13 protein-coding genes, 2 pseudogenes and 1 riboswitch are annotated in these 15189 nt (G+C 64.2%); of the genes and pseudogenes, 7 read left to right on the forward strand and 8 right to left on the reverse strand.

Annotated features, from left to right (window positions below; genetic code table 11):
* Positions 1–29: 29 nt before the first annotated feature.
* On the reverse strand, positions 30–542 hold the full coding sequence (locus OHL12_RS07355; RefSeq protein WP_263413175.1) for a hypothetical protein: 513 nt from the start codon (positions 540–542) through the stop codon (positions 30–32).
* 99 nt (positions 543–641) lie between these two features.
* Positions 642–2324 (reverse strand): sigma-54-dependent transcriptional regulator, encoded by a 1683-nt coding sequence (locus OHL12_RS07360; protein ID WP_263413176.1) that lies wholly within the window; start codon positions 2322–2324, stop codon positions 642–644.
* Positions 2325–2569: 245 nt separating this feature from the next.
* Between OHL12_RS07360 and rph the strand changes: the two genes are divergently transcribed.
* From rph to OHL12_RS07385, 6 genes and pseudogenes are all read left to right on the forward strand, one after another.
* A complete protein-coding gene (rph, locus tag OHL12_RS07365; protein WP_263413177.1) occupies positions 2570–3313 on the forward strand; it encodes a ribonuclease PH in 744 nt (247 codons plus the stop codon).
* A gap of 109 nt (positions 3314–3422) precedes the next feature.
* Entirely contained in the window at positions 3423–3638 is a 216-nt protein-coding gene (locus OHL12_RS07370) for a hypothetical protein (protein ID WP_263413178.1), read from the forward strand.
* 110 nt (positions 3639–3748) lie between these two features.
* A complete protein-coding gene (locus tag OHL12_RS07375) occupies positions 3749–4762 on the forward strand; it encodes a tagatose 1,6-diphosphate aldolase (protein WP_263413179.1) in 1014 nt (337 codons plus the stop codon).
* 132 nt (positions 4763–4894) lie between these two features.
* Positions 4895–5143, forward strand: a pseudogene (locus OHL12_RS17390) (FtsQ-type POTRA domain-containing protein); the annotation flags it as partial.
* Positions 5144–5721: 578 nt separating this feature from the next.
* A pseudogene (locus OHL12_RS17395) lies at positions 5722–5853 on the forward strand (hypothetical protein); the annotation flags it as partial.
* A complete protein-coding gene (locus OHL12_RS07385; protein ID WP_263413181.1) occupies positions 5854–6171 on the forward strand; it encodes a hypothetical protein in 318 nt (105 codons plus the stop codon).
* A 4-nt stretch (positions 6172–6175) separates the two neighbouring features.
* On the opposite strand, the gene OHL12_RS07390 is transcribed toward OHL12_RS07385, so the two are convergent.
* From OHL12_RS07390 to leuS, 5 genes are all read right to left on the reverse strand, one after another.
* Positions 6176–7906 (reverse strand): coagulation factor 5/8 type domain-containing protein, encoded by a 1731-nt coding sequence (locus tag OHL12_RS07390; RefSeq protein ID WP_263413182.1) that lies wholly within the window; start codon positions 7904–7906, stop codon positions 6176–6178.
* Positions 7907–7908: 2 nt separating this feature from the next.
* Positions 7909–9495, reverse strand: a complete 1587-nt coding sequence (gene guaA / locus OHL12_RS07395; protein ID WP_263413183.1) for a glutamine-hydrolyzing GMP synthase — start codon at positions 9493–9495, stop codon at positions 7909–7911.
* A 104-nt stretch (positions 9496–9599) separates the two neighbouring features.
* The gene (locus OHL12_RS07400) at positions 9600–9770 is read right to left on the reverse strand and encodes a hypothetical protein (protein WP_263413184.1); all 171 of its coding nucleotides are present in this window, start codon (positions 9768–9770) and stop codon (positions 9600–9602) included.
* A 55-nt stretch (positions 9771–9825) separates the two neighbouring features.
* Complete coding sequence (locus OHL12_RS07405) at positions 9826–10776, reverse strand: hypothetical protein (protein WP_263413185.1); 951 nt, start codon at positions 10774–10776, stop codon at positions 9826–9828.
* 3 nt (positions 10777–10779) lie between these two features.
* Entirely contained in the window at positions 10780–13299 is a 2520-nt protein-coding gene (leuS, locus tag OHL12_RS07410; protein WP_263413186.1) for a leucine--tRNA ligase, read from the reverse strand.
* Positions 13300–13368: 69 nt separating this feature from the next.
* A riboswitch (Fluoride riboswitch) is annotated at positions 13369–13431 on the forward strand.
* A 23-nt stretch (positions 13432–13454) separates the two neighbouring features.
* Here leuS and OHL12_RS07415 point away from each other — a divergent pair.
* On the forward strand, positions 13455–14774 hold the full coding sequence (locus OHL12_RS07415) for a chloride channel protein (protein WP_263413187.1): 1320 nt from the start codon (positions 13455–13457) through the stop codon (positions 14772–14774).
* Positions 14775–14840: 66 nt separating this feature from the next.
* Here OHL12_RS07415 and cyaY read toward each other — a convergent pair whose 3' ends face one another.
* Positions 14841–15167: an iron donor protein CyaY gene (cyaY, locus tag OHL12_RS07420; RefSeq protein WP_263413188.1), complete on the reverse strand. Its 327-nt coding sequence runs from the start codon at positions 15165–15167 to the stop codon at positions 14841–14843.
* Positions 15168–15189: the final 22 nt, after the last annotated feature.

Raw genomic sequence — 15189 nt, forward strand, 5'->3', positions numbered from 1 at the left:
CGAGGCCACAGACTCGCCTGCTCCGATCGCTAGTGAGGCCGCAACCGAATCCGCAAGTCGTCCGCCAGCGCACGCATCTCACGCACCTTGGCTTCAGCCGCCGGGTTCAAATCGCCATCGCGCAGTACTAGGTCGCTCTGCAGCAGCAGACCCGTGATCGGTCCCCGCATGCTTTCCGCCAGCGAGCGTGTCACCTGCTCGCGGACCTGCATCTCCATCTGCTGACGACGATTCAGAATGCCGCGCAACAGCCGCGCCACACCCGAGGCGCCCAGTGCTCGCAGGTCGACCTCCACCGGCAATGCGTCGCCGGTGTTCTGCCACAGCATCTGCGTCGGTGTCACCTCGCCATCCGGCAGCGTGGCATCCACCATCACCGCGTCAAAGCTGTAGCGCCGCAGCGACGCCAGCGCGGCCCGCCGGCTCCGCACCAGTTCAATTACCACCCCGGCGCGTTCGCTGATGGCTTCCGCCATGTTGTCCGCACCGGTGATTGCCGTCACCAGCAGTACCGTCGGCGCCAGTTCAATTTCATGGCTCATCGCCAACTCTCCTGTCCCCACTACCCCGCTTGTCCAATGCATTGCAGTTCCTCCTGGCACCGCGGCCGGTCAGAGGCGCTCCGAATCGATCCGAAACGCTCATGCCGCCAACTCGCCTATGCCGTACTCCTTCAACTTCCGGTACAACGTCGTCTTCCCGATTCCCAGCAGCTTTGCGGTCATGATCTTGTCGCCGTTCAGTTTCTGAAGCGCCAGCAGGATCATCCGGCGCTCCATCTCCGCAATCGGTTCAATATTGATTTCCGCGGACACCGGCGTTGCCGCTGCCGTAACCACCGCTGCCGCACCTTCTTTTCGGCTGCGGCCATCAATGCGCACCGCCTCTTCGGCCGCCGCGACATCCTGGTGCAACTGCGTCGGCAGGTCCGCCAGGTGCAGCACTGGTCCGCTGGACACCGTGCACGCACGCTCAATTACCGCCTCCAGCTCCCGCACGTTCCCCGGCCACACATACTCCATCAGCACACGCATGGCGTCCGGTCCCAGGCTGAAGCTCAGCAGCCTTTCCCGGCTGTGCTTCTCCAGAAACACGGCGGCCAGCAGCGGCAGATCCTCGCGCCGCTGCCGCAGCGGAGGAACCCGCAGGTTCACCACATTCAAACGGAAATACAAGTCCTTGCGAAACGCTCCGCGCTCGACCAGCAGCGGCAGATCGCGGCTGCTCGAAGCCACGAGGCGCACGGTAAGTGGCCGCGACATCGCCGATCCCGGCGGCCGGACCGCGCGATCCTTCATCGCCCGCAGCAACTTCGATTGCAGATCCGGCGGCAACGCGTCGATCTCGTCCAGGAACAGCGTCCCGCCGCCCTCGACCGTCAGCAGCCCCACCCGCTCTTCCCGCAGGGCCGTGCCCTCGTTGCGCACATAGCCGAACAGCTCCGTTTCCAGCGTCGCCGCACTGCCGCTGCATAGCACCTGCAGGAACGGCGGGTCTGGATTCCTGGCTCCGGACTCGCCTGCTCGCTGGCGCGCACCCACCGCTGCGGCTTCGTGCAGAACCCGGGCAATCCGCTCCTTGCCCGAACCGCTTTCGCCCAGCACCATCACGGGATGGTCCGACACAGCCACGCGCAGGACCATGCTCATCAGCTTCTGCATCGCAGGGGACGCCGCCGCCACCTGCTGCATCGCCGGGCTGGTCCGCATCTGGTGCTGCATCCGCCGCAGCTCCACGTCAAAGCTGCGCTGCTCCGCCGCCAGGTGAAGCGTGGTCGTCAGTTCCTCCAGCGAAAACGGCTTAGTCAGAAAGTCGGAAGCTCCGTTGCGCAGCGCTTCCACCGCCGTCTGCACGGAGGCAAACGCTGTCGTCACCAGGATCGGCACTCGTGGGAATTTCTGCCGCAACTGCCGCAAGACGTCCAGCCGCGCCGCTTCGGGCGACAGGTCCAGCAACACCACATCGCATTCCAGCGCGTCCAGCATGCCCGCTACTTCCGCTGGCGAGGCGCCGCGCACCGTGAATCCCATCTGCCGGCCTACTTCCATCAGCGGCTCGCGCAGATGTTCGTCCGGCTCCACAACAAAAAGATGCAGGGGAAAGGTGCCCGCCGGCAGCGCGCTCACGCCGCCCATCTGCATGGCCCGCAGCAGTACCTCCGCGGTCGTCATACCGCTTAGCGGCACCACGTCGTCTGCGCCAGCCTGCTCGCGCGCTGATGCAGGGGCCTGCGCCGCTGCGGCTGAGCTCGCAGGCGCATTTGCCTCGCTTCGCGCGTGGCCAGGTTGGGGTGCTCTGCCGGGAACGCGTTGCCCTGTACTCAATGCTGCTCTCCTCCGCGTGTCATCGCGGGGTGTTTTTCAACACAGATGGAGAGAACAACAGCAGAAAACAGGTGCTCGCCCCTTACCGGTATCCGGCTGAGGTCTAAAGCTTCGGCTACAGCCGAAGCAGCGCACGCGCGATAAGTATCTTTGCACAAATCTTCGGGCTACGCACCCTGTCGCTGGCGGTTCTGCTTCGCCCGGTGAAACTCTAGGTAACCCCGGCCAAACTCTATACTCGGGGTGTGAACGTCCACCCCATCTTCCGTGCGGAGAACCGCGCCGCCGACCAGCTCCGCCCCATCCGTCTCACCCCGGACTTCGTCGCCACCGCCGAGGGTTCCGTGCTCGTCGAGTTCGGCCACACCCGCGTCCTCTGCAACGCCACCGTCGAGCAGACCGTGCCCGGCTGGCTGCGCAACAGCGGCAAAGGCTGGGTCACCGCCGAATACTCCATGCTGCCCCGTGCCACCCTCACCCGTACCCCGCGCGAATCCGAGCGGGGCAAGATCGGCGGCCGTACCCACGAGATCCAGCGCCTCATCGGTCGCTCCCTGCGGTCCGTGGTCGACCTGCGCGCCCTCGGCGAACGCTCCATCATCCTCGACTGTGACGTCCTGCAGGCCGACGGCGGAACCCGCACTGCCGCCATCACGGGCGCAGCCGCGGCGCTGTCCCTGGCGCTCAACAAACTTGTCGCTTCCGGCACGCTGCCCGCCTCGCCCATGCGCGAACTTGTTGCCGCGGTCTCGGTCGGCATCGTCGAGGGCCAGGTTCTCCTGGACCTCGACTACCAGGAAGACTCCCAGGCCGAGACCGACAGCAACGTCGTCATGACTGCCTCGGGCGGCCTGGTCGAAACCCAGGCCACAGCCGAGCGCACGCCCTACACCCGGGACCAGCTCACCGAGATGCTCGACGTCGCCTCCCAGGGCATTCAGCAGCTCATCGCCACCCAGGCCGCGCTGCTCGCTCCGTCAGCCTCCTGACGGAGCGCCTCCCGCCACTCTCCGCAGGAACACGCCTCCGCACGCCACCATCTTGTTGCGTCGTCGCCTGCCGGTACACCGCAGCACGGCGCGCACCATCCCACGTGTCATGGAAAACAACGCGTACGAAGCGAACCGCGATCCCAAGTCGCCCAACAAAGGCGTGAACACCCCCGTATTCCTCTTCTCCATCGGTGCGTTCCTCATTGCCTGCCTGCTGGCTGCCACCTGCTGGTTCTGGTACGCCGGCCATCGGGGCCTGTCTGCCACGCCGCACGAGGGCCCGACCGGTGTTGGCGGCATGACCGCAGGTTCGAAGAAGTAGCCTCTCTCGCGGCATCGGCTCCGCGCCGGCTCCCGGTCACGGGACGTTCAAGCGTCCACCTGCGCCTATCCGTTACCATCGAACAGTCAGTTCGGGAGGAAATGTAAGTCATGGCCACCAAGCCCACTGCCGGAAAACTCGCCGGTCTTCAAGCCGTCTCCGACGCCCGCGGCGTCATCGCCGCCGCCGCCATGGACCAGCGCGGTTCCCTGCAGAAGTCCATCGCCGCCGCGCGCGGCGGCACGGCTTCCGATAAAGATCTGGAGACCTTCAAGGTCCTGGTCACAGAGGTGCTCACCCGCTACGCGTCCGCAATCCTCATGGACCCGGAGTACGGCCTGCCCGCGACCAAGGTGCGCAACGACGCCGGCCTTCTGCTGGCCTATGAAAAGACCGGCTACGACGCCAACACGGCCGGCCGTCTGCCCGACCTGCTCGACCACTGGAGCGTTCGCCGCCTGAAGGAAGCCGGTGCCGACTGCATCAAGATCCTGCTCTACTACTCGCCGCTTGAGCAGACCGCAATCAATGACGTCAAGCACGCCTGGGTCGAGCGCATTGGCGATGAGTGCCTCGCTCACGACATCCCGTTCTTCCTCGAAACGGTCGGCTACGACGTCGATGGCGCCGGCGAAAAGACCCTCGAATACGCGAAGAAGAAGCCCGTCATCGTCTCCGGCTCCATGGCCGAGTTCGGCAAGACGCGCTACAACGTCGACGTCCTCAAGGTGGAAGTGCCGGTCGAAATGAGCTTCGTTGAAGGCACCGCCGCCTACAAGGGCGAGAAGGCCTACACCCGCGCCGAAGCCCTGGAGTACTTCCGCGATGCCGAGGGCATGAGCGACAAGCCTTTCATCTATCTCTCCGCCGGCGTCTCCAACCCCGTCTTCATCGAAACGCTCGAACTCGCCGCCGAGTCCGGCACCAAGTTCAACGGCGTCCTGTGCGGCCGCGCCACCTGGAAAGACGGCATCGACATCTACGCCAAGCAGGGAGAAACACCCTTCCGCGCCTGGCTCGAAACCAAGGGCGTCGAAAACATCCAGAACGTTAACAAAGCCCTCGAAGCCGCAACCCCCTGGTACACCAAGTTCGGCGCCACCAGCTACGACGAACTCCGCTAGCACACTCCAAGAACACAGCCGAGAAAGGCGGACTTCGGTCCGCCTTTCTGCGTTAGCGCTTACGAAAATCGACCGCGCAGGCCCGGACAAAAGCATCCGAAACAGCCCCGTTTCCGCTGCTACACTTCCGCCATGCGTTTCCCTGTTTTGCTTTCTGTCGCGGCGCTTGCCGCCTGCCTTCCCGTGTCTGCGCAACAGCACTTCACACTCAAGCGCATCGTCTTCCAGGGCAAAACACCCTACACCAACGAGCAGCTTCAGGCCGCATCCGGCCTCAAACCCGGTCAGACCATCACCACCGCCGACCTGACCGCAGCCGCACAACGTCTGATGGACACCGGCGCAATGCGCGACGTGGAGCCCTCTCTCGACGGAGCCGTCACCGGCATCACGGCGATCCTTAAAGTCACGCCGGTCGACGCGAAGGAGCTACTGCCCACCGCCGTCGACAACCTCATCTGGCTCGATCCCAAGCAGCTTTCATCCGAGTTACACCGCCGAGTCCCGTTGTACTCTCCGCAGTTGCCGCAGGCAGGCACACTCGGCACGCAGGTGCGCGACGCCCTGCAGGCCATGCTCGCCGAAAAGGGTGTCACGTACAAAGTTGAGCTGGTCGACACGCCCTCGACCGACACCGCGCCGGAGACGCTCCACTTCCGCATCAACAATCCAACTCTCGTGCTGAACAGCGTTCACCTGGAAGGCCTAATCACCGAAACTGCGCCCGCACTTCGGCAGAGTCTGCGCGGCGTCGTGGGCAAGCCCTATGACGAAGGTTCTGGCGAATCGCTCGATGATCGCCTGCTAACGCCTTTCCGGGACACAGGCTACCTGGATGCCACCATCAGCGGCCTTTCTCGCTCGGCAGAGGCCGAAAAGGCGGGTGTGGTGGGAGTCGTCATCTCCGGCACCGTGACTGCTCTTACCATGTTGGCACTCTCACCTACGCGGGCGCACCGCTGTACTCACCCCAGCAGTTCGCGGCGACTCAGAAGCTGCATGCCGGTGACGTCGCTTCGCAAGCGGCGCTGCAGGCTTCCTTTCAGCCCATCCTCGACACGTACCACGACCAGGGTTACGTCGACGTTCGCGTGGACACCGCTCCGCAACTCGATCGCACGGGCCACACCGTCAATTACGCCATCACCGTGATACCCGGCCAGCAGTACACCGTCGGAGCCGTCCACGCGGACGGCCTGACCGGTCAGGCCCAGACCGACTTCGACGGGAACTGGAAGCTCAAGCCAGGCAGCGTCTATAACGCGTCGTACCCGCGAACGTTCCTTCGCAACAACTCCGCTCTTCGATCGCTGCAGCCCTACACCGCCGTGTACGACACCAAGGCCGATCCAGCGACGCACACCATCGATCTCAACATCCACTTCCTGCGCAACAACAACCGGGGCTAACGCCTCACGGAAACTCAGGCACCTTCGGCGTCACGCGGTGCGGCGCTACCTGGGTCGGGCCGCCCTTGTCGTCGATCACGTTTTCAATGGCGCCCAAGTTATCCAGCGCGACCGTGATCATGTGGTGGAAGCGCACCTCCGGCGTTTTCGGCACCTCGATGGCGCGGTCCAGCACCACGTCCGGATGCCGAAACACGCTGTACACACCCAGCCCCCACGCCTCATGCTGCTTCACCGTGTCAGCCACCTTGTAGCTGGCCCATCCGCGCGCTCCGTTCGCATCCGTCCACGCAGCCTGTGTCGGCGGATCGTACGGGATCTCCGATTGGTAGAAGTACGTCCGTCCCGCCTCGCCGCTCCACAGCACTTGGTACTTCTCGTGGTGCTCAACGAACAGGCCGTACACCGTGACACGATCGCCCCGCACTACCAGGCCGTTGTCGCTTTCGTTCACGGTCCAGCCCACGCCGGCCTTGCCGTGGTCCGCACGCCAGATCCACGTGTGGTCCACAATCGTGTCGTCACTGTCGATCACCAGGTTGGCAGACACCTTGCCGACCGCGGCACCACCGACACGGAAGAACACATCATGCAGCACAATCGGACGCGCATCATGCCGCAGGTGCACCCCTGCAGTACCCACGTGCAGCAGCGACGGCGACTTCGCCTCGCCCGCGTCGAACAGCAGGCCTGCGACGGCCACACCATCCACATCGGCGACCGTCATCGCCTCGGTTCCCTTAACCGCGTGCAGCGTCGCAAAGCCCAACCCCAGCACCGTCGCATCTTTGCGCGTCACGCGAATCGGCTGATCCAGGTCATAGATACCCGGCGTCAGCAGCAGGTCTTTACCCTGTGACAACGCCGCATTGATCGTTGCTGCCGAATCTCGGTCCGCCCGCGCCACGTAGAACCGGCTCAGAGGCACCACCCGCCCGGGCGTCTCACCACCGTGCCAGCTCACACCACTGCTGTCGCGCCGCAATCCCGGCACACGCACCGCCAGCGTGCCGTCCTTCTCCTGCTCGAGAAACGGCTTCTCGCGTACCTCCGGCGTACGCCCCACCTTGGTGAATGGAGGCTGGGGCCACTCGCCTTCCGGCATCTGCGGCGTGCCCACGAACACCATGTTCCAGTTCGCACCCGTCCACTGCTTCCACTCGCTGTTGCGCGCAATCCACTGCTGTTGCGTGCCGGAGTTCACAGTCCCGTCGACGGTCGCATCGCTCATCCATCCGCCGCTCGCCCAGCCGTGACGCTGATTCAGCACCATGTCGCCTAGCACATGCATGCGACGGAACTCCACCGCCTGCGACACCGCCCACTGCATCGTCCCGCTCTCTGGCTTTACCGACAGCCCTTCCGCTCCTCTCCAGAAGGTAGTCGTTGCATTGTCATTCTTCAGAGCCGCGTCTACGCGTACATCACCATCAATGCGCACCGCATCCGGAGTCGCGCCCAGACCAAGCACCTCGGTATAGAACCCGATCGGCACTCTCAGGTGATACGTACCCGGCGCGAACAAGATCGCATACCGCCCGCTACCGAACTCACTGTGCTGCTGCTCGGTGTAGATCGCATCGATCTTCGCCTGGTCCGCCGCCATGTCATCCGTCGGCCGGAAGACGACGACATTGCTGCCCATCTCCGGAAGCGCCACAGGAGGCTTCTGCGCAACCGCTGTCGCAGCAACCGTAATCGACAACACCACTAAGCCAAAGCGCGAAGCCAACATCGTCACTCCCACTCAATCGTTCCCGGAGGCTTGCTCGTCACGTCGTACACCACGCGATTGATCCCGCGCACCTCGTTCACGATGCGGCTGCTGATCGTCCGCAACACCTCGTACGGCAACGGCACCCAGTCCGCCGTCATGCCATCGCCCGAGTGCACCGCTCGAATCGCACACGTGTAGGCATAGGTCCGCTGGTCACCCATCACGCCCACCGACTTCACCGGCAGCAGCACCGCAAAGCTCTGCCATATCTCGCGGTACAGCCCGGCCTTCTTGATCTCGTTCACGACGATCTCGTCTGCGTTCTGCAGAATCGAAACGCGCTCCGGCGTCACCTCGCCCACAATGCGCACCGCCAGCCCTGGCCCCGGAAACGGCTGCCGCTCCAGCACCTCCTGCGGCATACCCAGGTCCGCACCGAACCGCCGCACTTCGTCCTTGAACAGGTCGCGCAGCGGCTCAATCAGCTTCAGCTTCATGTTTTCAGGCAAGCCGCCCACGTTGTGGTGGCTCTTGATCGTCTGCGACGGCCCCTTCACGCTGCTCGACTCGATCACGTCCGGGTACAGCGTGCCCTGCACCAGCCACGCGACCTCCTTGCCGCCCACATCGTGCGCCACCTCGCCGGCCTTTTCCTGCCCGCGCAGAATCTTCGCCGCCTCGTCATCGAACACCGCGATGAACTCGCGGCCGATGATCTTGCGCTTCGTCTCCGGATCGGTAATGCCACCCAGCTGCGACAGGAACCGCTTCGACGCGTCCACCGCAACCACGTTCAAGCCGAGCTTCTCGCGCATGTTGCGCTGTACCTGCTCAAACTCATTCTTGCGCAAAACACCGTTGTTCACAAAAATGCACGTGAGCCGGTCGCCAATGGCGCGAGCCACCAAGACCGCCGCCACCGCCGAGTCCACGCCACCACTCAAACCGCAGATCGCATGCCCATCCGGCCCCACCTGCTCGCGAATGCGCGCCACGGTCGACTCGATGAACGCCTCGCTGGTCCAGTCCGCCTTCGCCCCGCAGATCTCAAACACAAAGTTCCGCAGCAGCTCCGTCCCCTGCTTCGAGTGCGCAACCTCGGGGTGCCACTGCACCGCATACATCCGCCGCGTCTCGTCCGCAATACTCGCCAGCGCGCTGTGCGACGTCGCCGCCACCACAAACCCCTCCGGCAGGTCGATCACGCTGTCGCCGTGAGACATCCACACCTGCAGCTCACGCGGCAGTCCGGCAAACAGCCGGTTCTCCACCGCTACCGTCGCAACCGCATCGCCGTACTCGCGCTTGTCCGCCGGCTCCACGCGCCCGCCCAGGTGGTGCGCCATGAACTGCATGCCGTAGCAGATGCCCAGCACCGGCAGCCCCAACCCCAGTACCGCCGGATCAGCCTTCGGCGCATCCGCGTCATACACCGAGCTCGGTCCGCCCGAAAGCACCACGCCGACCGGGTTCAGCGCCCGGATCTCCTCGAGTTGCGCCGTGCACGGCAGCACCACGCTGAACACGTTGAACTCACGAACGCGCCGCGCAATCAACTGCGTGTATTGCGCGCCAAAATCCAGAATTACGACCGTCGAACTACTCACGCCCCCAGTGTACCGGCAGGCAGAGCCAGCTTCGATCTCCAGACGCAGCAAAGCAGTGAGCCTGGGCCCACTGCCTTGCTTGATCCTGGCTTACTGAGCCAGCTCTAGTTCGGATCCTTCGTCCGGGTCCGCGTCACTGCCGTCAGAATGCCGGCACCGAGCATGATCACAGCCACGGCGGCAATCCACTGCGAGTGGATGTGTGCCAGGTTCATCGCGTACACCACGCCCGCGATCACGATAATGTAGCCAATCAGATAGATACCGAAGTTCATGGGACGCAAGGCTCCTGTGCGCAACGTTCGCGCACACCCGTCTAGGGGCGCGCGTCTACTCGGATGCAGCCTTTTGCCGGAACGTAACCTCGTGTCGCCGCAGCAGTTCGCTGAACGCGTGCAGCCGCGTCACATGGAAAAAATCCGAAGCCGCAAAGTACCAAAGGCCCACGAGTCCCGACCACATCAGCACATACTCTTCCGTCACGATAGTGGTAAACGGCAGTGGAAACGCCGAAAACGCCAGCGAAAGCACGATCAGCATGATCTTGACCACGCTCAGCACCAGGTTGATCTCCACCATGCCGCCGCGCGCACCCTGCGCCCGCGCCGCCCGGCTCAGGCTGGCGAACACTCCGGTGTTCTCCCGCATCGCCACAATCGGCGCAGCGGCAAACACCCAGCTCATCGCACCCGTCAGCACAAACAGCCCAAGCGTGATCACGATCGCGCCACCGGTGTAGAGCATCATTTGCGGCTCACCACCGCGCGCAATCGGGTCCGCAATGCTCACCCGCGCCATCCACTGCACCAGCAGCCACCAAACCCAGGCCACCACCAGCGAGAGCACCAGCCGCATCGCCTGCAGCCCGCACAGCACGAACCAGCGCCCACGCATCGCCGGGTCCAGGCGCCGCAGCACCAGCGTTCGCCCAGCCGACGACAGCAGCACCCAGACCAGCGCAAACACCGGCACAGCCCACAGAGCAGTACGCTCCAGCACCGGCACGATCATCTGCACAAACGCACCGATCGCCGCCGCCGCGCCCATCGGGTCCGTCAGCAACTGGTTGGCGGAGACGCGCTGCACCCCCGTCACCTGCCACGGCACCTGATCCAGCGCCTTTTGAAACGCCGTCCAGCACATCCACAGCAGCGGCGCCCCAAACAGCCAGCGCCAGCCGATCTCCATCAGCACCACCAGCGGATGCCGCCACGCCCACGTGACATTGGCGACGAAGCCCTGCGTTGCCCTCTGCGGCGATGCTGCGGTGTGCACGGCCATGCGCTACTTCACAACCAGGTTGACCAGCTTGCCCGGCACCACAATCGTCTTCACCACGGTCTTGTCCACCAGCCGCGCCGCAATGCGCTCATCGCTCATCGCCGCCGCCTTCACCGCGTCGTTGTCCGCGCCCGCCGGCACCTTCACCACATTCGCCAGCTTGCCGTTGATCTGCACCGGGATCTCGATCTCGTCCTCGCGCGCCAACTCCGCATCCGCCGCAGGCCACGGCTGCCGGAACACCACACCCTCATGCCCCAGCTCCGTCCACAACTCCTGCGCCAGGAACGGCGCAAACGGCGCCAGCAACAGCGTCAGCGACCGGAACAACTCGCGCTGCGTCGCCTCGCTCACCTCGCCCGAGTCCATCGCAGCCTCTGCCGCGATCAGTTCATTCACCAGCACCATCACGCTCGCGATGCAGGTGTTGAAGTGCCAGCGCCCGCTGAAGTCCAGCGTGATTTTCGCAATGGTCTGGTGCAAGGTGCGCAACAGCTTCTGCCCCGCAGGCGACAACGCCTCCGTCGCGCTCGATCCCTCGTGCGCCTTCAGCCCCGGCGCAAACTTCATCGTTACGCGGTACACGCGCGACAGGAACCGCGAGATGCCCGCGACACCCTCTTCCTGCCACTCCAGGTCGCGATCCGGCGGCGCCGCAAACAGCGCGTACATGCGCGTCGCATCCGCGCCGTACTTCGCAATCATGTCGTCGGGCGACACCACATTGCCCTTCGACTTCGACATCTTCGCGCCGTTCTTGATCACCATACCCTGCGTGAACAACCGCTTCGCCGGCTCGCTGTTCTCGATCAGGCCCAGGTCGCGCATCACCTTGGTCCAGAACCGCGAATAGATCAGGTGCAGGATCGCGTGCTCCACGCCGCCAATGTACTGGTCGATCTCAAACCAGTAGTTCGCCACCGCACTGTCGAACGGCGCCGCCGAGTTCTTCGGGTCCGTGTAGCGGTAGAAGTACCAGCTCGAATCTACGAACGTATCCATCGTGTCCGTCTCGCGCTTCGCGGCACCACCACACGCCGGGCATGTCGTGTTCAGAAATTCCGGCACGCTCGCCAGCGGCGATCCCTGTACGTTCTGCACGTCGATGTTGTCCGGCAACAGCACCGGCAACTGCTCCGCCGGCACCGGCTGCATGCCGCACTGGTCGCAATACACCACCGGGATCGGCGTACCCCAGTACCGCTGCCGGCTCACGCCCCAGTCCTTCAACCGGAACGTCACCGTAGCCTTGCCGAAGCCCTGCGCCTCGGCATGCTTGGCCATCTTCTCCAAGGCCTCCAGCACCGGCTCGCCCGTCCACTCGCCGCTGTCGACCAGCACCGCCTCGGCCTTGTCCGTGAACGGCAGGCTTAACTCCTCCGTGTCCAGGTTCGGAGCCACAACGCGCTTGATCGGCAAACCGTACTTCGTCGCAAACTCAAAGTCGCGCTCATCATGCCCCGGCACACTCATCACCGCGCCCGTGCCGTAGCCGCTCAACACGTAGTTCGCCACCCACACCGGAATCGGCTCACCCGTGAACGGGTTGATCACCTTGCGCCCAGTGTCTACGCCATGCTTCGGCAACTCGCCCAGAGCGTCGGTGTCCTTCGCCGTCTTCTGCTCGGCCAGCATCGCTTCCACTTCGGGCCGCAGCTTCTCATCGAAGCCACACCAATGCGTCACGATCGGATGATCCGGCGCCACCTGCAAGCTCGTCGCGCCAAAGATCGTATCGATGCGCGTGGTGAACACTGTAATCGTCATCGAGTCCGTACAGCCCTCGACGGCAAACGTCACCTCCGCGCCCTCGCTGCGGCCGATCCAGTTGCGCTGCATCGTGCGCACCTTCTCCGGCCATCCGTCCAGCGCATCCAGACCGTTCAGCAGCTCATCCGCGTACTTCGTAATGCGATAGAACCACTGCGTCAGGTCGCGCTGCTCGACCAGCGTGTCCTCGTGCCGCCAGCAGTAACCGCCCACCACCTGCTCATTCGCCAGCACGGTGTTGCACTTGGGGCACCAGTTCACCTTGCTCTTCTTGCGATACGCCAGGTCGCGCTTCAGCATCTCCAGGAAGAACCACTGGTTCCAACGGTAGTAGTCCGGCAGGCACGTGGTCACCTCGCGCTGCCAGTCATAGCTCAGCCCCATGCGCTGCATCTGCTTGCGCATCTCGGCAATGTTGCTCAGCGTCCAGTCACGCGGCGGCGTGTTGTTCTTGATGGCAGCGTTCTCCGCCGGCAGGCCAAAACTGTCCCACCCCATCGGGTGCAGCACGTTGAAGCCGTTCATCCACTGATAGCGCGCCAGCGCGTCGCCAATGCTGTAGTTCCGCACATGCCCCATGTGCAGCTTGCCGCTGGGGTACGGCAGCATCTCAAGAACGTAGTACTTCGGCTTGCCGCCGGTGTGCGGCTCCGCGGCATACAGCGCCGGGTCGGCATCCCACTGCGCCTGCAGGCGCGGCTCAATCTCGGCGGGGTTGTAACGAATCTCAACGTTCTGGGCGGCTTCAGGCATCACTTCTCATTGTAGAAGCTGGCAGGCAACTTACACCTCTGTCCCGCTGAACTGATAGCTTTTAAGCAGGCTTTCCATGGCGATGGGGTTCGCCAAAACCGCCCGGAACGGGCTGATGACTCCTGCGACATTCCTCAGAGGAGTCTCCTCCACACATGCTTCGCAACTATCTCGCGCCTGACTTCAAACGCAGCCTGCTCGCCCTGCCGCAGTACCTCGTGCGCTGGGTTCCCATTGCTGGCATCGCCGGTATTCTGGCTGGCGCGGCGTCGGCTCTGCTCATCTGGTCGCTGAACCAGGCCACGCGCATCCGCGAATCGCACCTGTGGCTCATCGCCCTGCTGCCGCTTGCCGGCCTCGTCGAGGGCCTGCTCTACCTCTACATCGGGCGGGACGTCTCCGGCGGCAACAACCTCATCTTCGAACAGATCCAGCAACCCACGCGTCGCCTGCAGTTCCGCATGACGCCGCTGATCCTGCTCACCACCTTCATGACGCATCTGTTCGGCGGGTCCGCGGGCCGGGAAGGCACCGCGCTCCAGACCGGCGCATCCCTCGCCGATCAGCTCACCCGGCCCTTTCGCCTGGACGAGCGTGGCCGCCGCATCCTGCTCATGGCCGGCCTCAGCGCCGGCTTCGGCTCCGTCTTCGGCGCGCCTCTCGCCGGTGCCGTCTTCGGCATGGAGGTGCTCGCCATCGGTTCGGTCAGCTACGACGCCATCCTCCCCTGCTTCGTCGCTTCACTGATCGGCAACATCACCACCTCCGCGCTTACGGAGCATGAGGCCGCCTTCCGCGTCGGCTATGTTCCATATCTGAACGTGCGCACGCTCGTGCTGGCCGCCATCGCAGGCGCAATCTTCGGCGCGGTCGGCCTCGCCTTTTCCTGGATCGCTCACCAGATCGAGCTTTTCTTCAAGAACCATGTGCGCTACGTGCCCATGCGGCCCTTCTTCGGCGGCGTCCTCGTGGCGCTCGCTGCGGCTGCCATCCACAGCACACGCTACCTTGGTCTGGGTGCCCGCCCCATCGTGGAGGCGTTCGCCCTCCGCGTCAGTCCGTGGGACTGGCTCGGCAAGCTTCTCTTCACCGCGCTCACCCTGGGTGCTGGTTTCAAGGGCGGCGAAGTGACACCGCTCTTCTTCGTCGGTGCCACGCTCGGCAACGCCCTGTCCCGCTTCATCGCTTTACCGATGCCGCTGCTGGCGGCCATGGGTTTCGTGGGAGTCTTCGCCGGAGCAGCCAACACGCCCATCGCCTCCACCCTGCTCGCCATGGAGCTCTTCGGCGCGGAAGCCGGCAGCTTCGCCGCGATCGCCTGCATCTTCTCGTACCTGTTTTCCGGCCACTCCGGCATCTACCGTACGCAGCGCGTCCAGGTCAACAAGTACGGCGTGATCACAGAAGTTCCGGCCAACACGATCACGCATCCAGAGGATGCGATCCACCCGCAGCACGACAACGTCCAGATCTGATCTCCAGGACCAGCCCCGTGCCGCTGCATTCACCGCCACGGATCTCGCGGCCTGGCGAACGCTCGCCTATGCCAGCGAGATCGGGTTCCCGGTATGCTCGCCGATCAGCCGCTCCGTCAGCGGCAGCAGCGCTTCACCCGTCTTCGGCAGCGCAAACGCCTCGCCATTCCAGTCCAGCTTGAAGCTCGTCGACAGCGCCGAAATCCAGATCTGCCGCACCGGCGTATTCGGCGTAAACACAAACTTCCCCTTGGGGTCGTCGAACACCACGTTCAGCACGCCGCCGTTCTCTTCCACCTCAAAGCCGCCGTCTTCCTCGGCCTCGATCAGGCTCTGCTTCAGCGTGTGCAACGCGCGGTCTGCCTCGCGCCGAAAAGTCGTCTCGTCCATCATGCGCCCAGTCTAAATGCCGCCC

Origin of the sequence: Terriglobus aquaticus (genome assembly GCF_025685415.1) — a bacterium.
GTDB lineage: Bacteria > Acidobacteriota > Terriglobia > Terriglobales > Acidobacteriaceae > Terriglobus > Terriglobus aquaticus.